The sequence below is a fragment of the Nocardia asteroides genome (assembly GCA_019930625.1).
Lineage (GTDB): Bacteria > Actinomycetota > Actinomycetes > Mycobacteriales > Mycobacteriaceae > Nocardia > Nocardia sputi.
Genome location: CP082844.1, coordinates 5,799,993 through 5,819,833 on the forward strand (window position 1 = coordinate 5,799,993; position 19,841 = coordinate 5,819,833).

Sequence of the window (19,841 nt, forward strand, 5' to 3'; positions counted from 1 at the left end):
GGCCGGTGTAGTCGCAACTCACGGTCAGCACGACGAATCTTCACTGTCATCGGACCGGCGTCGTCCCACATGCATTGCGCGCCGCGTTTCGTCGGATGCATCTTCACCCGAATGGCGTCGAGTTCGACTGCATGCTGATCGCCGAACCGACAACGATCAAGTCATCGAATTACGCGCCGAGACGCTGAAGCCCGCAGCGCCGCCGAGCCGACATGCTGTCCGGCGTGTGGTGCGCGGCTCCCTCGTGGCGTGCTCGGTGTAGGGGTCGGACCGCAGCGCCCTGCCGGTCTCTCAACCGGTGGGTTTCTGCGGCCCGCCCTCCGAACCGGACGTGCGCCTCGTCGACGCATCCGGCTCTCCATGTGTTCATGCCGCTGGTGCGGGCGATCCGGTTGTCGGTGCGCTCGATGATGGTGTGGGAATCTTGGTGCCCCGGTAGCGATATCGTTCGATGACGACCGATTCCGGCCGAAACATATCGATTCCTCCGGCGCTGATCCGCCAACTGGGCAGGTAACGCCGTATCAGGGTGTGCATGTTCAGTCCGTGGTGTCGTTTGCGGAGCCAGCCGATGATCCGCCAAACGGCGTAGTGATCGATGTAGCCGAAGGTCCGCCACGACACTCCGTGACGGAAGTAGTTGCACCAGCCTCGCAGCACCGGGTTCAGCCAGCGCAGCAAGTCTGCGAGCGTTCGATTTCTCTTGCGGCGAGTCACCATTCGCACCTTGCCGATGATGCAGGACAGCGCCTTCTTCGACGGATAGGTGTAGACAGCCCGCTTGCCGGTCCGGCTTCGCCAGGCGCGGCGCTGGATGCGCCAGCCCAGGAAGTCGAACCCCTCGTCGATGTGGCAGACCCTCGTTTTCTCTTGCGACAGGCGCAAACCCATCGGGGCGAGCACCGCGCCGACTTCATCCCACAGCGCTTCGGCGTCATCGCGTTTCCCGGCGATCATGATCACGAAGTCGTCGGCATAGCGGACGAGTTTCATGACCGGTTCCCCGGCGCGACGACGTTTGGCGCGTGTCCATTCAGGTCCGAGCGCGGCCCATCGGACCGCGAAGTCCTCGTCCAACACCGACAGGGCAATGTTGGCCAGCAGCGGTGAGAGGATTCCGCCCTGGGGTGTGCCGGTGATCGTTTCCCTGTTCAGGCCCTGTTCGGTCAGGATCCCGGCCCGCAGGAACGCCTTCACCCAGCCCAGCACGCGTTTGTCCCCGACGCGTCGGCGCACCCCCTCCATCAGTGCGGTGTGGTCGATCTCATCGAAACACGCCGTGATATCGGCCTCGAACACCCACTCGTAATCGCGGGGAGGTGAACTGAGGTAATGGATCTCAGCGATCGCGTCCTGCGCCCGGCGTCTCGGGCGGAAACCGTAGGAACACGGCTGAAAATCCGCCTCGAATATCGGCTCGAGCACCAATTTCAACGCGGCCTGCACGACCCGGTCCGCGGTCGTCGGAATCCCGAGACGCCGAATCTTGCCCGACGCCTTGGGAATTGCCTTCTCCCGCACCCGCTGCGGAACAAACCGGTTCGCCTTCAAATCGTTTCGAAGACTCGCCAGCAGTTCCTCGGCACCGGAATCGACCGATCGCGGCGCGATCCCATCGACTCCGGCGGTTCGTGCTCCCTTGTTGCCCCGCACCCCCGCCCATCCCACCAGCAGGAACGCCGGGTCATAGACGAGGTTGGCGAGATCATCGAAACGGCGACCGGGATCGGCCACCGCCCATCGGTGCAGCTTCTTCTGCATCCTGAGTACCCGGAACTCCGCCTCGGCGAAAACGATTCCCGGATCACCGGTATTCACCAGTGGCCTCCCCATGATGCGTCGACGCTGCGAACACACTGGACCCCTTCGCCATGTGACCGGCTTTCCCGGCCCCGGACTACTACGGGTCCTCCGCCCCACCCCGACAGCATCGGCCGGCGATGAGCCTTCCCACCGGGCGGCTGGCGGCCGCCCAAGTCAGGGACCGCCGAGGTGGTTCCCACGTTCACTCCCGAACCCTTCGACGGGGTCGGCGCCCAGCTATGCCCCTGCAGCCTCGCCACGGTTACGCCGCAGACCTTCACCATGGCCTCCCGACCAGCGACATCGACCGATCCAGGAGTTCTCCGCACGACACCGTCGTTCGGATGCGCGCTGCTATCCAGCCCACATCCGCCAGGTTCGAGCTGGTGGCTCTCTCGAGGGGCGTTCAGCCGCTGGTTCCTCACGTACGCCTTTCCGTCTCGCTTGCCGAGCCCGGACCATCTGGCAATGCTGGCCCGCCTCGTCGTTGTCAGGACCGCTTCCCGTCCGCACCGTCATCCCACGGCGCGAACTGTCCTCAGCTTCAACCGATCGACAGCGACCGATCGGTGGCGGTGTCCTTCCACACCGCAGGGTTCAGGAACGCCTCGTGGCGCTCGATATCGGTGCACCACAGCTCGTTGGGGCCAGCTGCGGTGAAGGTCCGGTTCACCAGGTCCGCGGGAGTGCTCACTGCGAGCATCGGGTGGCCACGTCGTTTGCGTCTGGGCAGGCCGAACAGCCCTCGCTCGGCCATGATCGAGGCAACCAGCTTGTGGATGACGATCATCTCGCACTCGGCCAGCAACGCGGCCTTGATCCGGCGTTTGCCGTAGGTTCCACGGGACTGGGCATGAATCCGGGATATCTCATCGGCGACCACAATCCTGCGAATCGTTCTGGTGGACAACGGCTGCCGCCGTTGCCGCAGAAAAGTGGATCTGTGCACTCCAGCGATTCGACAGGCCGACCGCCCCGAATGTCCGAGCGCGATCAGCCCTTCGACGACCGCGATCCGCCTTTTGGGGACACCACCGCCTGCGCATCGAACAATTCGCAGGCGTCGCGAGTGAGTTTCAATCCGGCTTCCAGTGCGGAAATCCGTTTCTTCGCCGAGGCCAGCTCATCAGCTTCCACGCTCGGAAAGCCCTCGCGGACTCCCGCATCGACGAGAACCTGAGTCTTCCAGCGGAACAACGTGGCAGGCGAGATCCCCGTCTCCGCCGCAACTTCGGCAACCGGCTCGCCGGCTCGCAGTCGAGCGCACACCTGCCGGCGCATCGCCAGCGGGAAGGATTTCGGCATCGTGACCTCCTGCGGGTCAGTCTGCCTCAACTCTCAAAACCGCGGCCTCCTGAGCGGGGGCCAGATCAGGTGGACCTGCAATCGGGGCCCAGTCACAGGTAACGTTCGACGTCGAGTGCCCAATCGAGATTGCCGCGGACCACATGTCGCAGGCCCGGGAGATAGCGGCGGGTGTCGGTGCTCACACCACAGAGGTTCCGGCGGGCAGGTCGTAGCCGCCCAGTCGAGTATCGGTGGTGACTGTTCTGGTGAACAGCCAGCCGGGTGCATAGAGCCGCAGTGCTTCGCCGGCAGAACCTGTGCTGCCCGAGATGCCGATCAGGAGTCGGAGGGGATGGCGGCGAGGAGGGTGCCGCCGGCGAAGCGGCGGTAGCGGGCCGTGCCGCCGCGGAACTCGTTGAACGAGATGAAGGTGGGGTAGTGCGCGGTGCGAAGGTCGGCGAGGACGGCACCATCGGGGAGAGCGGCTGCGGCGGTCGCCAATACCGTGTCGGGGGAATGGCGGGCCGTCGGTGCTGGCATGGCGGCCGCTATCGGTGAGTCGCGGGGCGCGAGGATTTCGCCCTGGCCGGACCACCAGTCCTGGAACACCGATTCGAAGTCGAGGTCGTCCAGTTCGTCGTCGTCCAGACCCGGATCCATACCCTCGACCCGCTCGCCGGCGGCAACCCGCAAGGCCAGGTCGAGCCCGTCGGCGACGGAGGTGAACCAGTCGGCGACCGACGGCGCGACCAGGGTGGTGGAGTTGCCCTCCCAGTGGTAGAAGACCCGACCCCAGACGCCGGTCTCGGGATCGATATCGGCGTAGTAATTCTCCGCGGCGGCGTTGCGGTGCAGCGCCCACCAGGTCCCTGGTGCGCCGGCGCGGCAGAACCTGGGCTCGAAGTTCTCCGGATGTCCGAAGGTGATCGGATCGTAGTCGTCGAACCAGATTTCGCCGATCTCGCGTGCCAGGAGCCGGATGTCGGCGGGCACCGGCACCGCCCAGGTGTCGATGACGTCGTCCGGGATGCCAGGGCCCAGTCGGACCTCGCCTTCCGAGGCCGCCGCCGCGGCTCGCAGCCGGGCGATCGCGTCCTCGGCCCGCGCGAATGCCGCTGTCGGTTCGTTCATGAATCGTGACCTCCTGGGAAAGCTGTGTGGCAACTCTAATGCTGATATTTGCCACGGCGGCCGGATAGCTTCCCACTAATAACTGATGGCTGTCGAGCAGGTGAGCTTCATCGATGGCCACTATGGGCAGCCTGCCCCGCTCCACCGCTTCAGCGGCCAGCGTCTCGGCGGTCTCGGTGCCGGGACCGCGGTGTGATAGGCGGGCCGGTGCCCGAGAGAGGCGACGATGCGGTGGAGCATGCCGCGGACCCCGATCGAGGGATTCGGCAGATAGATCACGATCGGGATGGCGGCCGGCCCGGTCCTGCGACAACTCGCTCTGGGAGGCTTGGGAATCCGGATTGCCACAGTGATTCATGCCTGGCGAACCAGCCTTATCCAGTTTCAGCGGCACTCGTCCGGGACGATGGATTGTTGCTATCAAGTAGGTACTGCGTGGGAAAGTTCAGTGCCGCGGAGAACCGGATGCGCGAGGAGCTGGCCGAGCGCGGCAAGAGCGGGGAGGACCGGCAGGCGCTGCTGGATGACCTGCTGGCTATCCTCATCGACCCGCACATCCCCGATGAGGATGTCGGCGGATTGATCCGGGGTGAGGGTCTCGGGTTGGAGCGGCTGCGGGCCGCGAAAGCGCAGGCCAAGCCGCGGCTACCGCGTGATCACGGGCATCTGGTGGCTCTCGATTCGTCGTATTCGTATCTGCGGAAGTTCACTCCGGCGGTGTTGTCGGCGGTCCGGTCCGCCGGCGGCACGGCGGCGACGGAGCTGCTGATCGCGGTGGACTTGCTGCGCGAGCTGAATGCAACCGGGCGCCGCAAGGTGTTCGACGATGCACCCACGGGGTTCGTGCCGGCCAAGTGGCGCGGCTATCTCGACGAAGCCCGCAAGACCGGCAATACCGTCGCCTACCGGCACTATTGGGAACTGTGCGTGCTGCTCGGGCTGCGCACCGGGGATGTGTTCGTGCCCGGATCGCGCCACTACGCCGATCCGGCCGCCTACCTGCTCACGTCCGAGCAGTGCGAGCCGCAGCGCGGCGAATTCTGCCGCCTGGTCGACAAGCGAGCCGACCCGGCTGCCGCGTTGGTCGCGTTGACCGACGAGTGGGGTGCGGCGGTCGCCGAGCTGGAGCAGATGCTCGCGTCCGGTGACGGGCCGGTGCGGCTGGACGAGGCCGGTGATCTGGTGATCTCACCTTTGACCGCCGAAGACATCCCGACCGAGGCCATCGAGTTGAAGGCCGAGCTCACGGAAATGCTGCCGTACGCGCCGATCGTGTCGCTGCTGATCGAGCTGGACAAACGCACCGGCTACCTGGACTGCTTCACCCACGCGGGCGGTAAGCAGGCCCGCAGCCCGGAGTTGAAGCGCAATCTGATCGCGGTGCTGCTGGCCTATTCCACGAACCTCGGTCTGACCAATATGGCTGCGGCGTCGGGGATCTCCTACGACATCCTGGCGTGGACCGCGGAGTGGTACGTGCGGGAGGAGACGCTGCGTGCGGCGAATCTGGCGATCATCGGCTACCACCAGAGACTTCCGCTGACCACGGTGTTCGGGACCGGCACCCTGTCGTCCTCGGACGGGCAGCGGTTCCCCACGCGCGGCAAGTCCACCACCGCCCGCGCGGTGAATCACTTCTTCGCCGAGGAGGGCCTGTCGACCTACACTCACGTGACCGACCAGCACACCACTTACGGCACCAAGGTGATCGTCACCACCCGCCGCGAAGCCCATTACGTGCTGGACGAAATCCTCTGCAATGCAACGGATCTGCCGATCACCGAGCACGCGAGGGATACCCACGGGGTCACCCTGGTGAACTTCGCGCTGTTCGATTTGCTCGGGATGCAGCTGTCCCCGCGCATCCGGGACCTGGGCAAGATCACCCTGTACCGGCCGGTGCCGCGCGCCGAGGCCGACGCGCGGTTCCCGCACGTCGGACCGCTGTTGACCCGCAAGCTAAATCTGGACCTGATCGCCGAACACTACGACGACCTACCCCGGCTGGCCGGATCACTGAAGTTCGGGCACGCCACCGCGTCGCTGCTGGTCGGCAAGCTGTCGGCGTCGGGCCGCCAGAACGCTCCGGCCGCGGCATTGAAGGAGTACGGAGCTATGCGCCGCACCATCTACGCCTGCCGATATCTGACCGATCCCGACTACCGGCGCAAGATCTCCCGCCAGCTCAACAAGGGCGAATCCATCCACGCCCTCAAACGCGGCCCCATCTACGCCCACGAAGGCGCCTTCCGCGCCCGCCACCTGGAAGCCCAGACGGAGCAGGCCTGGTACCTGACCCTGGCCACCAACGCGGTTATCGCCTGGACCACGGAGTATAACGGGCTCGCGGTCGAGCAGATGCGCCGCCAGGGGCGTCGTATAGACACAGATGTGCTGGCCCATATCTCCCCGGCCCACTCGGAGAACATCCACTTCTTCGGCGCGATCGAGGTCGATATCGACGCAGAACTTGCCCAGCTCGGTCCCACCGGGTACAGGCCGCTACGGGTCCGCGACACCCTCTTCTGACCGGGGCGTCGGGGCGCGCTCCTTCGATGACGGACCAGCCTTCGGTGACGTGATCGGTCCGCGCGAACGGGTCCGGCCAGTGGCATGTTCGCCGTGATACCCAGCACGAATGACAAGACCGTCGGTCTGCTCTGGCGAGTTACCAGAGCCCCGAGGATCTGCCGGACTCTTGAACACGCGCGTACTTCGACTGCCCGGAACCCCCTTCGCGTTGAATATCGGGCACGTCCGGCCCATAGCCACGGTGGGCGTTGCAGAGAACTCGCAAGACCCCTATCGGTTCCCATTGCTGGGAGGTCGTGAATTTGGCCATTCCTTTTAGGCTGCGGCGAAGGCATGCGATGTGCGACGTACACGATTCAGCGAGCGGCGTCTCTCATTGCCCGTGACCGCGTGTCCGAGCCAATTATGGTCGTGTCCGGTAGGCGAAATCGGAGGGTGTGTGGCCGAACCTCATGACCGGCTGGATGAGGACTCGTGGGCGGTTCCGGCGAAATGGTGGCCCAGGGCAGCGCCTTTTCGGGGGCTGGGCCCGGCACGACAGTTGACGTTTCGGCCGCGAACGCCTGTTATGCCCACCGAGCTCGCCCCGTATCGCCAGGTGATCGAGGGTGCTCTGGCGTTCCCGCCCCGCGGTGGTGTGTATTGGCTTTCCGAGGCAGGGGCCGGGTTTCTCGATTCACGCGTATCCGCGAAAGGCGCAGCAGTTGTATGCGCTCTCGTGCACTCGGAGCCGCGCAGTCTAGCTGACACGTGGGTGGCTGAGTACGGGCTCGAATTCGCGGCGGAAGCAGCTGTGTGGATGTCCGGGGTGGGAATGTCGAGTTCGGTCGTATCGGGATCCCGGGGCGGTACGTGGAATCCTATCCATCTGACCGCGCCCGAGCCGAACGAACCAGGACCATTGCGTGCCTACAACGTGCTGCGGCGGGTCCGGGCGCACCTGGCGACTGCATCCGAAGAGCGTTACCGGACCACCGTCCAACGCCTCGGTACGCTGCGCGGCGTTGCCGGCGGTCGAGGGGCTTCCGGTCATATCGGTGACCTGTGGGTCCGGGTCGCCACGTCGTACCTGCTTCCGACCGAACAGGGTTGGATCGATGCAGATCTCGAGGCGATGCCGATCGACAAGTCGCGCAGCGCACCGCCCGAGCGGCACCTGCGCTGGTACAGCAACGATTTCGGGGCTTGGTCGGTTCCGTCTGATTCCTCGGATTCGCTTGCCCTTCTAGCCGCTTGCGCCACCACCTCTGAGCAACTCACTCGCATCACCGAAGTGGTCGAGCCAGCACGCCTTTTTCGTCATGTGTACAACATCGCGACCCAGGTAGGTCCCGCCGCCGCCGACGTCATCGCGGCGATGCTGGATGCCAGGCTTCATGCACCCTACGGTTGGGGTGCTGACCGAGACTCCACGGGCGAGCTCGCCGACATGCTGTCCCGGTTTCCGACCGATGTCGCGATGGGGCTGCTCCAGGCTCGCGCCGACAACGGGTTGGTGTTCAGTGCGCTGTCCCGATCCGCGGTCCGGTTCCCGCGCCGTGCGAGGAGGCTGTTGTCAGCCGATCCCACCCGGAGGGCGTCGGCCCATATTGTTCGGGCGCTCAAACGTCGAGAACAGCAGTTCATCAGCGATGCGTCGGCTCACCAGTGTGGTCAATCCGTACATCTACGCAACGCCGAACCGCACGAACTGCCGGATGTCTTGGCGTCGCCGCCTTGGCGTCGCGCACCTTCGCGGGCACAGCACCTTTCCCTCGAAAAACGCCCCGACCGCCCGCTGCGGCTCGACTGGCGGCCAGGTGAACGGGAGCGGTGGGCTGCGAGGCCGGTAACACGCGGGTGGTGGTATGAACACGACATGCTCGAGGTGGTCAGCAGGGCCCGGAGCATCGAGGATTACCGTCGCTCAGTGCAGGACGTCGACCAGGAGCCCTTCGTCCTCGCACTGATATCCGACGACATCGCGCATCCGATCCTGCGAGAGTTCAAAGTCCCGCGAGCAGTCCACTCGCAGGCGATTTTCCAACGCATTCTGGGAAGGTTCGGTGCCGATGCCCTTGATGCGGTCGTTGCGACGATGGCGCAACATCCGTTGCGGATGGCTCAGGTCATGGAGCCAGTCGACGGCAGTCGTGTCGCCGTGCTGATGATGCGCTGCCTCGGGTTCCGCCGGACCAATCGTACCGCGGTCGCTTGGTGGCAGCGGCATGCCGACACGGCCGTCGAAGACCTGATTCCGATTGCGCTGAGTCGGTACGGCAGCGATCGCATGCTTGCCCAGCACGCGCTACACACTATTGCCCAAATGGGTCACCGCAGCGCAATCGACAGCGCCGCAGCATATTACGGCGAGCAGAGCCGCACAGCCATCTCCGCGATGGTGGGCGACGATGCGATACAGTCTGCGCTACCGCATCGGATTCCTCGACTGCCGACGTGGCTCGTCCCTGCCCTGCTTCCTGCCATCTTGCTACCAAACGGCAGCGCAGCGCTGCCGGAATCCGCAGTGGAAGACTTCTGCACGATGCTGGCGATGTGCCGCCCCGAATGGCAATACGCCGGAGTTCGGGTTGTCGCGGAAACGGTGGATCCGACGGCGCTTGCGGAGTTCGCATGGGGCCTATACGAGGCTTGGATGTTGGCCGGTTGCCCCCACCGCGACAACTGGGTGTTGCATGCGCAGGCCTTGTCGGGAATGCAGACACGGCGCGGCGACTATGTCAGCAGATCCTCGAGGGCGGGTGGCGGATCGGAGAGTCTTCCCGCGCTGCACTCGACGCGATCACAGCTATCGGTGGTGATGAGGCGGTCACGTGTCTGCGTGCCATCGCCTCGAGCTCATCCAGTGGTTTGGCTCGCAAGGCAGGACACCGGATCCGTGAGCTGACGGAACCAGACAGCGTGCGTTGAAAAGCAGCGCGCATCGACGATGCAGGTGAGAATCGTGTCATCTGGTACATGAAGCGTCGCTGTCCGCTTGATCCCACGTTTTGGAGTGCCGGACGGTGAGGAGTCGACCGCAGCCGGAGTGGGCGGAAACGAACGTTTCCGACCCACACGAACCCTTACCCGCAGCGACCAACGAATCCGCAGGTCAGCGAACCTCGCCAGTGGGCCATAACTCGTGTGCGGAATCTACGTGACGAAAACCCGACATGTCAGCCCTTTATGGGACAGTTGCGGGCATGGCACGGTTCGGATACGCGCGGGTCTCCACCCGCGGGCAGAAAGACGACTCCCAGATCGACGCCCTCACCGCCTCCAGGTGCGAACGGATCTGGGTGGACAAGGCCTCCGGCAAACTCGCCCGCCGCCCCGAGTGGGACAAATGCTTCGAACACCTACGACGCGGTGACGAACTGGTCATCACCCGGCTGTCGCGGCCGTTCCGGTCGGTGCGGCACATGACCGAACTCGCCGCCGCACTCGACGAACGCGGCATCGACCTCATCGTGCTCAAACAAGGCATCGACACCACCACCCCCGCCGGACGGTTCCTGTTCCACGTCATCGCCGCCATGGACGAGATGACCGCCGACCTCATCAGCGAAGGAACCCTCGAAGGCCTGCAATCCGCGCGAGCCCGCGGCCGTATCGGCGGCCGACCACCCGCCCTGACCGAACTGCAGGCTCTCAAAGCCCGCGAGATGTACGACGAACTCGACCACCACGGCAAACGCAAATACACCGTCACCCAGATCGCCGACACCTTCAGCGTCTCCCGCAAGACCATCTACCGCCACCTGACCACAACCTGAACCCCGGACCCGCCCACACCAGCGACTACGGCAACCTGCCCGATATTCCGGCCAGTCGGGGACCTCGAACCGGAAACCCGACATCACTGCTGGTCAAGCCATTGTCGTTGTTTTTCGCGCGATTACTACAAGCGCCGCCAATTGCATCGGATGCGAATTCGCGACTATGTGCGCATCGACGGGTCCGATGTGCCGAATGCAGCTGCTACCAGGAGGATTCGGCTGCGGCAACGTGCCCGAGCATAGCTCAACCAATCGGGGCGAAACGGTCAGCTTGAGGCGACTACGGGTCTGTCCAGCCAACGGCTCTGTCCCATTTTCGGTGGTAGCGGAACCTCGCCTATCCCAGCAGGATTCGGTGTCGGAGTAGCCGACAGCCGGCGCGGCCGTACATCTGCCGTTTGATCAGCTTCGTTTTCGTATTGACGCCCTCGCAGGGACCGTTGGTGTAGGGCAGGGTCAAACCGGCGACGGCAGCGTCGTGGTCTTGGTCGAGGCCGGTGAGGAACGGGTTGAATTCGGTCAGGCCGGCTTCGCGGACCTGCTCGACCCAGCTGTCGAGGTCGCTGCCGCGGCGCTCGGTCATGAGTTGGGCGAACTCCCGGACGAGGTCGACCAGGGCGGTCATCTCCGGGCACGCGGCGGCGATCTCGTCGAGATGAGCGCGGCGGGGATCGGGCAGGTCGGCCGGTCGGGTCAGGATCCAGCTGGCCACGCGTTTGGGCGAGATCGCGATTCGGTCGCCGTCGAGGCGTCCCTGGTTGACGTAGCGGTAGAGTAGGTTCAGCCCTCCGGCGTAGCCGAGAACTTTGATCTCGGCGAATAGTTGCAGGACCGGTACTCCGGGGTCGGCGGCGCGGCGGGCGCGCAGGTGGTCGCGGTAGGGGTCGACCAGGCAGGGCCGGTACTGCGGCGGGCGGCGCAGACGCTGCGGCTCGGGCGCACGGGCGTAGCGTTTGACCGTGTTCAGCGACACGCCCAACCGGCGTGAGCAGTCCAGCAGTCCGACCCCTCGATCGGGCAGCTCGTGCACGGCGTGCCAGCGTTGCAGGGTGGTGGCGCCGCCCTTGACCTGTCGATACTTCGGTGCTGCGGCCGACCAGCAGGCGCTGTGGGCGACCACCGTCTTCTCGACCACCTGCGCCAGCCCGTGCCACAGGTGCCAGCGGTCGCTGACCTGCATCGCGGTGGGCAGGGCCCGGCGCACGGCCTCGGCATAGGTGGTGGAGCCGTCACGGACAACGACCTGCACGTGCGGGTGCTCGCTCAGCCACACGGCCAGGGTGTCGGCTTTCCGGTCGGCCAGCACGTCGATGCGGTCGTGGGTGACCGGGTCGATCACCACCGTGCCGTAGCGGTGGCGGCGCCGCAACGCGAAATCGTCCACGCTCACCGCGGCCGGCACCGGCCGCTCGGGCAGCGGGATACCCATCAGCACCCGCACCGCCGTGTGGCGCGACAGCCCGATTGCGAGTCGCGCCAGCAGCCGGGCTCCGGCGCGTCCGGCCAGCTCCCGCACCACCGATCGAATCTGACCGGTCAGGCGCGTGGTGCGCCGCTGGTAGCGCTCCAGCACACCGGGTACCTGCTCACGAAAGGTGTTGCGACAGCCTATGGTCGGGCACACCAACCGCCGCACCTGCACTCGCACGTGCACTGCACGGCCGTCGAGCGGCAGGTCGACGACGGTGCGCTGGTGGTAGCTGTGCACCTTGCCCGAAACAGCACCGCAGCCCGGGCAGGCCGCTGGACCACCGGGGGTCCGAGCGCGTACCCCAATCCAGGAGCCCTCGTCGCTCACCTCCTCCACCAACAACGGCGACAAACCCGAAAACATCACGCCCACAGAGACATTCACATGACCCACCGGCACATCGTGCCGTCACGCCCCTCGGGTCACCACCGAAAATGGGACCGAGCCCAGCCATCGGTGTAACTCGGTTTGATTGGGTTACTTCCGTCCAGCGCTGAGTCGGCCTTCGAAGGTGATGTCGAAAGCGTTCAACGCGGCTTTCCAGCGGGTGACCCACCGTTTCGGCCTGTTCCGGTGGGATCGAGGGCCATGATCGACAGGTAGACACACTTCAGGCGGTAGTCCGGCCGGAATTCGTGTCCCCAGTCCGAGACGCAGTGCGCCTCGTCGATCACCACCAGTCCCGCGTCCGCCGCGAGCTTCGGCAGCACCTGGTCCCGGAAATCCGGATTGTTCAGTCGTTCCGGGCTGACCAGCAACACGTCGACCGCGCCGGCGGCGACCTGCGCGTGGATCTCGTCCCATTCGGTCACATTGCCCGAGTTGATGGTGGCGGCGACCACCCGCGCTGCGCGGCCGCCACCTGGTTGCGCATCAGCGCGAGCAGCGGAAACACGATCACCGTCGGCCCGCGACCGGCCCTGCCCAGCAATTTGGCGGCGATGAAGTACACCGCGGACTTGCCCCAGCCGGTGCGCTGCACCACCAACGCGCTGCTCCGCCGCACGACCAGCGCCTCGATGGCGATCCACTGGTCCTCCCGCAGCCGCGCATCGGGCCCGGCCAGTTCGCGCAGCAGCTGCTCGGCGTGCTCGCGCAGGTTCGGGGCGGTGAGGTCGATCGAAGAGACATCGGTCGCCGCGGTCATGCGCTCCATCGTGCCCGAGGGCACCGACACATGACGCGGCCCGGTCGCTACCGCGTTCGGCTATCGCCCTGGTGTTATCGGCCTGGGGATTCATCGCAGTCGCTGGTTTGCTCGGTGCCGTTGTCGCGGCCGATCCGTTCGGGATCGTGGTCTGTTTCGGGATTCTGATGTTGGTCGTGTGGCGAGTAGCTCGCTGGCATAGGCGGTTTCGGGCCCGGCGCCTACCTGTTCGATGGCTGCCAGACGCCGACGAAGGAGCCGCATGTCACAGGTTGGCCGGAGATCCGAGCGAGTATGCCGTCCGCGATTCCGGCCGGGTCTACCACCGAAGCATCGGCCGGGACAGCAACCGGGATCGGCTTTGCCGAAGCTAGGGCGCGACTGGTGACGGTCTGGAACAAAATCAGGTAGTCGCCCTCCCGCTCGATTTTTTCGGCTGCCGCATCAAGGCGAGCGCGGCTGTCGGCGACGAGTTCTGCCGAAAGTGGCCAATCGATGGGAAAGGGGTTTCGGATGTGCAACGCCGGATAGATGAACGGATTGTCGGGCAGCACTGCGGTGCGGGACGCGGGATACTGGTCCAGGCAGCGCACAATCTGCTCGACGTATGCCGCGGTTGCCGGGTTCGTCCGGATTCCACGCATCGCAGGTATCGACTCACCGAGGTCGGCAGTCAGTTCCCTGGCCGGCAGATCACGGTAGGGGGCCTGCAGTCGAAGTTCACTCATCCAACCGAGCGTGGCAACCAACAGGATGACGGCGGCGATGCCACCGACAATGCGGGCCCGGTCGACCACAGTCGGCAGGTCCCGCACCAGCTGTTCGATGGCCAGCAGCGCGAGGCTGCCGCCGAGCAGCGTGGGTGAGGCGTATCCCCACGACAACGACACCATGTATCCGAGCAGCACCATGCCGACTGATCGCCACGGAACGCTGCGTTGCGTCGCGGCGTGGATGCCGATGGTCAGAGCAGCGGCCCACCATAGAACGATGCCCCAGTTGCCGGCCCGCTCGAGCTGTCCGTCGACAATGACTGCCCCAAGGATCAGGCAGGCGATAGCCGACGCGATACCGCGCATCATCGGCCCTCTTGTCGTCGATGCGAGTACCGCGACGGTATATACGCCGAGAATTGGTATTGCCCCTGAGATCACACCGATACTCAGCAGGCGCTGACCGGCGGTGGCATGTCCGCCGCCGAGTTGGTCGATCATTGCCCCGAAACCGCCACCCGCAGTGACGATCACCAGGTATATAGCAGAAGGGCCGATCAAAGTGGCGAGGTCGAGGATGAGCCGCCGCACCGGATGCCGACGTTGGATCAGCAGGACGACAAGGGTGACGAGGACTGCTGGTATGAACGATTGTTTGGTGACCGCTGCGAATCCGATGGCGAAAAGACCCGACCGCACCAGCCATACCCGATCGCGTTGCCGACCCATATCGAACGCGTACCAGCCCACGGCGACAAGGAATATGCCGTCGACGGTGTGCCACGCGGTCATCGCGAACAGGTGGACGTTGATCACTGCGACCGATGCAACTACCGCGGTGCGGACCAGCCCCCACCGCAGGACACCGATGCCGGTCGTCCATGCCGCCAGCACTACCGTCGCGACGATCAGCTGTAGGCATGCCACAAAGGCCGAGGACAGCAACAGCGGTCCGGGAATCACGAAGTCGATGATGTGTAGGTACGCCGAGCCCAAAGGTCGTGCCGAGATCAGATCGCGATGCGGTATCTCGCCGTGCAGTATGCGCCATGACTGAGCAACCACAAAGCCTTGGTCGGTGGGGTTGAATCCGAACCGCTCGAGGCCGATGGTCAACGCTGTCGCGAGACCGACGATCCAAGCGGTGTGCCCGAGCCGACGTCGCCACTGGCGACCGGACGTGAATGTGGGTCCAGGCGCCAAGGCTCGGGACTCGCCCGCTGCTACCCGCTGATTCTGTTCCGATTTGGTGACCACCGTGGACAGTCTATGCTCGGCACGGCGTAAACATCTGTCCGCAAGCCACTTTCAGCTCGCACTCCACAGAACTCCGAACCCGCAGAGCGGCGGCGATATCGGCGGTCTTGTCACCGGCGGCGAACCGCTCGGCCGCCGCCAAGCAAACCACCTCCCGCCGGACACGCCCCGCGGCCGGCAATCCCCCGCCCTGCCCGTATCTCACCGCACAGGTATCAACCCACAGCCCGAGTGATCACCAGCTCCGTCAACCGCAATCAACCGTCAAAGATCTGTAGGAGTGCATTTCCGCGCTGGTGCCACCGTTCTGCCCGCGCCATCGTCCCAGCGACAGGATCGCACGCTCTACGGAGTCCGCGCGAGCCGAGGCTGTGACCCGTCTTCGCGCGGGGTGCGCGGTCGTCGTGGCCAGTTCGACGAGCCGGGCCCGGACCAAGTCCGGTCGCTCTTCGGCGATGAAGTGGCCGCAGTTCTGGGCCAGTTCGAGGCGGTAGTCGTCGGCGCGCGCCGTCTTCTCGGACGCGAGCGAGGGATGGATCGCGGCGTCGTCCACCCCGAACAGGGCGCGGATCGGTACGGTCGCGCGGCGTTGTTCGCGCCGTACGGCGGACCGGGGGACTTCGCGTAGCAGGAAAGTGCGGTAGGTGTCGGCCGCGGTGCGGACGCAGAGCGGGTCGCGGAAGCGGTCGGCGTACGCGTGGATCACCTCGGGTCCGAACTCGTCGCGGTTGCGCACGGCGCCGACGAAGATGAGCTGTTCCAAGAAGCGGGTGCGCTGGTGGAGATACGTGCCGAACGCGGCGACCGGCGGCTGGTAGATCAGAAACCGCCAGGCGTGCGGCAGGAAACTGCGCGGTGTCTGCCACGGGTGGGCGATGTTCAGCGCCAGCAGCGCGTCGAATCGCTCCGGCTCCCGCAGCACGAGCAGGTGGGCGATGTAGCCGCCCCAGTCCTTGGCCCACCGGTGCGGCGCGGGTCCGGACCAGCCGTACCCGGGCAGGTCCGGCGCGATGATCCGCAGGTCGTCCGGCGGATCGGCGAGCAGGTGGCGGTACGCGTAATGGTGCTGTGGCCCGCCGTGCAGCGCGAGCACCGGACGTTTGTTCGCCGGACCCGCCTCGGTGACGTGGAAGCGGATGCCGCGCGCGGTGACGAATGAGCGCCGCACAACAGCAATCTCGGGTGGGCCCGCCGCCGGGTCCGACTCCGGACGCGGTGCGACGAACGAGGGACGCCAGCGCATACTCGATGGTATGTTCGCGCCCGTGCGCGAACGGCGCCGAAGCAATGGGTACCCATTCCGGACGAATACGACCGGATCGACCGACCAGTGGATGCATCGGGGAATGTCGTGCAGCCACGATGGGAGCAGGACGTGATTAGAAGGGGAGGCTAAGTTGCCTGTTCAGTTGTGGCCACGACGGTCGAGACGTTCGCGATTCGAGTCGATCGTCGATGATCTCGAACTGCCGCCGGATTGGACGGTGGAACCGTTCTTTGCTCGCCTGGAGCAGGTCCGCGGGCGTGAGATCGTGCATCTACCGTTGCCGGAGTATTTCCCGGTCGAGTTGTGCGGATTGTGGCTGGCCCGCTCGGTGGACGATGTCGTGCTGTATCGCCCTGGCAGGTGCCGACGATGGCGCGGCATGTGGTGGCGCATGAAGGCGCCCACATGTTGCTCGGTCACGGCAGAGACAGCACACCGGCCGAGCTGGCGGCGCTGCTGGCTGTTGTGGATTTCGACGGTTGCCCGGATGCCGACGCGTCGACAGCCAGGAAAGCTCGTGGTGCAAGTAGCTACAGTGACCGCGACGAGTACGAGGCTGAACTGTTATCCCTATCTCCCGCTGCAACTTCCCATCGGCGAGAGTGCTCATGACGAGGCGTCAACGAGGGTTCACGCAATTCACCCGCCCAGTCTTCCCCAGCCTGTAACCCCTGGATGGAACCCGAGTCCTCGGGCTTCGCACCCCACGGTTACCCATGATGCACGTCGAGGTGGGGACGATCCACACGCACGGGATCGGGAACTACGTCACCGACATCAGCCGATTCCTCCTTTTACGAGTTCCACTGTCACTCATGCGACCTCGTGTCGCACGACCTGGTTGAGCCAGGACGATCCGGGCGTGGTGAAGTGCACGTGGAACCGGGGATGACGCGCGAGCCATTCGTTGACGATCGGGGTCTTGTGGGTCGCCAGGTTGTCGCAGACCAGATGAACAGCCAAGTCGGCGGGTACTGCCTTGTCGATCGAGACCAGGAACTTCTTGAACTCCGCGGCACGATGGCGGCGGTGCAATTCCCCGACCACGGTGCCATCGGCGATGTTGAACGCCGCGAGCAGGCTCGTGGTGCCGTGGCGAGCGTAGTCGTGGGTGCGACGCTCGGGCATGCCCGGCATCATCGGCAACACCGGTTGCGAACGATCCAGGGCCTGCATCTGTGATTTCTCGTCCACGCACAGCACAACGGCTCGCTCCGGCGGATTGAGGTACAAGCCGACCACATCCACGACTTTCTCCACGAACAGCGTGTCGGTCGACAGTTTGAATCCGTCGACCAGGTGCGGTTCAGATCGAGCCGCCGCCAGATCCGCCCGATCGTCGATTTCGACAACCCGGTCCGCTCGGCCATCGATGCCCGCGACCAATGCGTGGCATCACGCGGAGTCCGCTCCAACGTCAACACCACTACCTGCTCCACCTGATCCAGCAGTATCGACGGCGGCCGACCCGGACGTGGCTCATCAGCCAGACCGGCCAGACCGTGCTCGATGAACTGGCGCCGCCACTTCGCCACAGTCATCGGCGTGACACCTACCGCAGCCGCGACATGCGCGTTCGCCGCACCCGGCTCCGCGCACCTCAGCACGATCCGGCACCGCAACGCATACGCCTGCGTCGACGTCGCCGCCCGCGCACCCCGAACCAACTCCCGACGCTGCGCCTCGGTGACCACCAAATCTGGCCCCGACCTCGGCCGCCCCGTCCTTGCCACCACCGAATCCTACGATTGACAAACGGATTTCAAGCGCGGAACACTAGGCCTCGTCGGGAAGTTCGGGTACCGCCGATCTCGATTGTGACAGTACGGTTTCTACCGCAACGGCGACAAAATCGCCGCCGATGGCGACTATTCGGTTGGTCGATCGGCTCCAGTAAAGGGCCGAGTAACTGGATTTGTCGCCGAACATTTCTGGGGGGAGGACGATGTGGGTACGGTCGTTCGGGAAGTAGAGGGCGCCGACGTTGCCTTCGTCGTTGCTGCCGAATTTGAGGAGGAGGCTGTCGTCCGGTCCCGGGCGGACGTCCATGACGTTGGTCCAGGCTTCGGCGTGCCGGATTGGTTTGCCGCCTCGATGGATCTCGTGCAGGTCGCGGCCGGACTGGTAGAAAAATCCGTCGGTGCCCGCGGGCGCCGAGGTGAAGCCGACGAAGGAGCGTTGTGCGGCCATCTCGAAGGTGCGGACGCAGCCGGTGCCTGCGGGGTCGAGTTCGTAGCCGTTGCCGTCCCAGATCAGGACGGTGTTACCGTCAGCCAGTCGCGCGGCCCCGGTGACCGGGCGGGCGGCGTCGCCGAGTGAACTCTTCACCACCGTGCCCGGTGTGATGCCCGGAATCTGTTCCCAGACACCGGAGTCCGTGAGCCACAGCGGGCCGGGCAGCGGGTCGCCGAGCTGCATACCGCCGAATCTCAGCAGGTGACTCTTCACCTCGTGCAACACCACGGGGCGCGTGCCGAGGAAGTAGCACTCGTGGGAGTAGAGGTCGGCCCCGTCCGGTCCCTTGGCCGGTAGTACCCGCGGTGCATCCGTGTCACCGTCCACCAGGATCGGCGCGAACACGCGCGGGCGTGCCTTGGTGTCGACGGTGGAGTACGCCAGCCATCCGCCCTCGGAGGCCCGTGCAGCCGCGACCCAGAATTCGTTGCGCTGCAACGCCAATCGCGGCGGCCACGACTCGAGGTCCCACAGTTCCACCTGTGGTGACTTGCCGTCGCTGTGCGACATCAGGAAGCCGTCGACAATGTCGTCGAGCACACTCGCGATGGGCGATGCCGGTGCCGTCTCCACCGCTGCGGCAGTCGTGCCGTCGTTGCCGAGGTACTGCGCCCACATCAGTTCCGGATCGCCGGGGAACTCACCCGCCGCGGGCACCGCGAGATCCGTTGCCTCCCAGTATCCGAGCTTGCGATCCACCGCCGCGCGCAGCGTCGCCACGATCCCTCGGTAGTTCCGCTGGGCACCCTTGGGCAACGGCGCGAGCTGCTCCTGCACCCAGGCCAGCACCTCGGCAACATATTCGGCGGGCACATAGAGCCCCGTCGTATAGTTCCCGCCGAACCAGCCCGAGGAGAACCGTCCCCGTACCTGCGGATGCGCCGCGACCACATCGGCGAACAGCGCGTCCGGCGCGTACTCGACTTTCGGCTCGAACACCCCGTCGGGAAACACCCGTCCCGCTTCGAATGCCAGGCTCAGCGCCAGCCCCCGCTCGTAGCGGTACGGCAGCATCGAGGCGCTGAACATGACCGCTGCCACCGACACGGCCTCCGCCGCCGCGTGCCCATCCGTCCCGAGCAACAGCTCGCGTACCTGCCGCCACACGTCCGCCGCTTTCGGATGCACTCGATCCAATGCGGTCGGCTCGGTCGAACTCCCGAGCAAGCGGGGCACGAACTGCTCCCTGATCGCGTCCTCGTCCACCAGGTGCAACGTGCAGTCGTATCCCATACGT

11 protein-coding genes and 5 pseudogenes are annotated in these 19,841 nt (G+C 65.4%); 5 read left to right on the top strand and 11 right to left on the bottom strand.

Going from position 1 to position 19,841, the window contains the following annotated elements:
- Positions 1-366: 366 nt before the first annotated feature.
- The 4 genes from ltrA to K8O92_26310 form a co-directional block, all read right to left on the bottom strand.
- Positions 367-1,761 carry a group II intron reverse transcriptase/maturase gene (gene ltrA, locus K8O92_26295; GenBank protein UAK35955.1) on the bottom strand — a complete coding sequence of 465 codons (1,395 nt, stop codon included), beginning with the start codon at positions 1,759-1,761 and terminating at the stop codon, positions 367-369.
- A 586-nt stretch (positions 1,762-2,347) separates the two neighbouring features.
- Positions 2,348-2,713, bottom strand: a complete 366-nt coding sequence (locus K8O92_26300; GenBank protein ID UAK31302.1) for an IS3 family transposase — start codon at positions 2,711-2,713, stop codon at positions 2,348-2,350.
- 83 nt (positions 2,714-2,796) lie between these two features.
- Positions 2,797-3,108: a transposase gene (locus K8O92_26305; GenBank protein UAK31303.1), complete on the bottom strand. Its 312-nt coding sequence runs from the start codon at positions 3,106-3,108 to the stop codon at positions 2,797-2,799.
- Positions 3,109-3,426: 318 nt separating this feature from the next.
- Positions 3,427-4,221: a hypothetical protein gene (locus tag K8O92_26310; protein ID UAK31304.1), complete on the bottom strand. Its 795-nt coding sequence runs from the start codon at positions 4,219-4,221 to the stop codon at positions 3,427-3,429.
- Between the two features lie 441 nt (positions 4,222-4,662).
- On the opposite strand from K8O92_26310, the pseudogene K8O92_26315 reads away from it, so the two are divergent.
- The 3 genes and pseudogenes from K8O92_26315 (at position 4,663) to K8O92_26325 (ending at position 10,511) form a co-directional block, all read left to right on the top strand.
- A pseudogene (locus K8O92_26315) lies at positions 4,663-6,750 on the top strand (Tn3 family transposase).
- A 757-nt stretch (positions 6,751-7,507) separates the two neighbouring features.
- Positions 7,508-9,640 (top strand): hypothetical protein, encoded by a 2,133-nt coding sequence (locus K8O92_26320; protein UAK31305.1) that lies wholly within the window; start codon positions 7,508-7,510, stop codon positions 9,638-9,640.
- A 298-nt stretch (positions 9,641-9,938) separates the two neighbouring features.
- The gene (locus K8O92_26325; protein UAK31306.1) at positions 9,939-10,511 is read left to right on the top strand and encodes a recombinase family protein; all 573 of its coding nucleotides are present in this window, start codon (positions 9,939-9,941) and stop codon (positions 10,509-10,511) included.
- A 340-nt stretch (positions 10,512-10,851) separates the two neighbouring features.
- Here the strand turns inward: K8O92_26325 and K8O92_26330 are convergent, their stop codons facing one another.
- From K8O92_26330 to K8O92_26345, 4 genes and pseudogenes are all read right to left on the bottom strand, one after another.
- The gene (locus K8O92_26330) at positions 10,852-12,348 is read right to left on the bottom strand and encodes an ISL3 family transposase (GenBank protein ID UAK35956.1); all 1,497 of its coding nucleotides are present in this window, start codon (positions 12,346-12,348) and stop codon (positions 10,852-10,854) included.
- Positions 12,349-12,462: 114 nt separating this feature from the next.
- A pseudogene (locus K8O92_26335) lies at positions 12,463-12,599 on the bottom strand (IS256 family transposase).
- A pseudogene (locus K8O92_26340) lies at positions 12,600-13,141 on the bottom strand (DEAD/DEAH box helicase).
- A 212-nt stretch (positions 13,142-13,353) separates the two neighbouring features.
- The gene (locus K8O92_26345) at positions 13,354-14,214 is read right to left on the bottom strand and encodes a hypothetical protein (GenBank protein UAK31307.1); all 861 of its coding nucleotides are present in this window, start codon (positions 14,212-14,214) and stop codon (positions 13,354-13,356) included.
- A 105-nt stretch (positions 14,215-14,319) separates the two neighbouring features.
- Between K8O92_26345 and K8O92_26350 the strand changes: the two genes are divergently transcribed.
- Entirely contained in the window at positions 14,320-14,763 is a 444-nt protein-coding gene (locus K8O92_26350) for a hypothetical protein (protein UAK31308.1), read from the top strand.
- A gap of 745 nt (positions 14,764-15,508) precedes the next feature.
- Here the strand turns inward: K8O92_26350 and K8O92_26355 are convergent.
- A pseudogene (locus tag K8O92_26355) lies at positions 15,509-16,270 on the bottom strand (alpha/beta hydrolase).
- A gap of 468 nt (positions 16,271-16,738) precedes the next feature.
- Between K8O92_26355 and K8O92_26360 the strand changes: the two are divergent.
- Complete coding sequence (locus K8O92_26360) at positions 16,739-16,981, top strand: hypothetical protein (GenBank protein UAK31309.1); 243 nt, start codon at positions 16,739-16,741, stop codon at positions 16,979-16,981.
- 204 nt (positions 16,982-17,185) lie between these two features.
- Here K8O92_26360 and K8O92_26365 read toward each other — a convergent pair.
- Together K8O92_26365 and K8O92_26370 are read right to left on the bottom strand one after the other, a co-directional pair.
- A pseudogene (locus K8O92_26365) lies at positions 17,186-18,102 on the bottom strand (IS630 family transposase).
- Between the two features lie 43 nt (positions 18,103-18,145).
- Complete coding sequence (locus K8O92_26370; GenBank protein ID UAK31310.1) at positions 18,146-19,837, bottom strand: hypothetical protein; 1,692 nt, start codon at positions 19,835-19,837, stop codon at positions 18,146-18,148.
- Positions 19,838-19,841: the final 4 nt, after the last annotated feature.

Bases quoted from the DNA above. Each gene is read 5' to 3' on its own strand.
- K8O92_26370 (UAK31310.1), bottom strand. From the start codon at position 19,837: ATGGGATACGACTGCACGTTGCACCTGGTGGACGAGGACGCGATCAGG.
- K8O92_26310 (UAK31304.1), bottom strand. From the start codon at position 4,221: ATGAACGAACCGACAGCGGCATTCGCGCGGGCCGAGGACGCGATCGCC.
- K8O92_26345 (UAK31307.1), bottom strand. From the start codon at position 14,214: ATGATGCGCGGTATCGCGTCGGCTATCGCCTGCCTGATCCTTGGGGCA.
- K8O92_26360 (UAK31309.1), top strand. From the start codon at position 16,739: ATGGCGCGGCATGTGGTGGCGCATGAAGGCGCCCACATGTTGCTCGGT.
- K8O92_26305 (UAK31303.1), bottom strand. From the start codon at position 3,108: ATGCCGAAATCCTTCCCGCTGGCGATGCGCCGGCAGGTGTGCGCTCGA.
- K8O92_26350 (UAK31308.1), top strand. From the start codon at position 14,320: ATGTCCGCCGCCGAGTTGGTCGATCATTGCCCCGAAACCGCCACCCGC.
- K8O92_26325 (UAK31306.1), top strand. From the start codon at position 9,939: ATGGCACGGTTCGGATACGCGCGGGTCTCCACCCGCGGGCAGAAAGAC.
- ltrA (UAK35955.1), bottom strand. From the start codon at position 1,761: ATGCAGAAGAAGCTGCACCGATGGGCGGTGGCCGATCCCGGTCGCCGT.
- K8O92_26330 (UAK35956.1), bottom strand. From the start codon at position 12,348: ATGTTTTCGGGTTTGTCGCCGTTGTTGGTGGAGGAGGTGAGCGACGAG.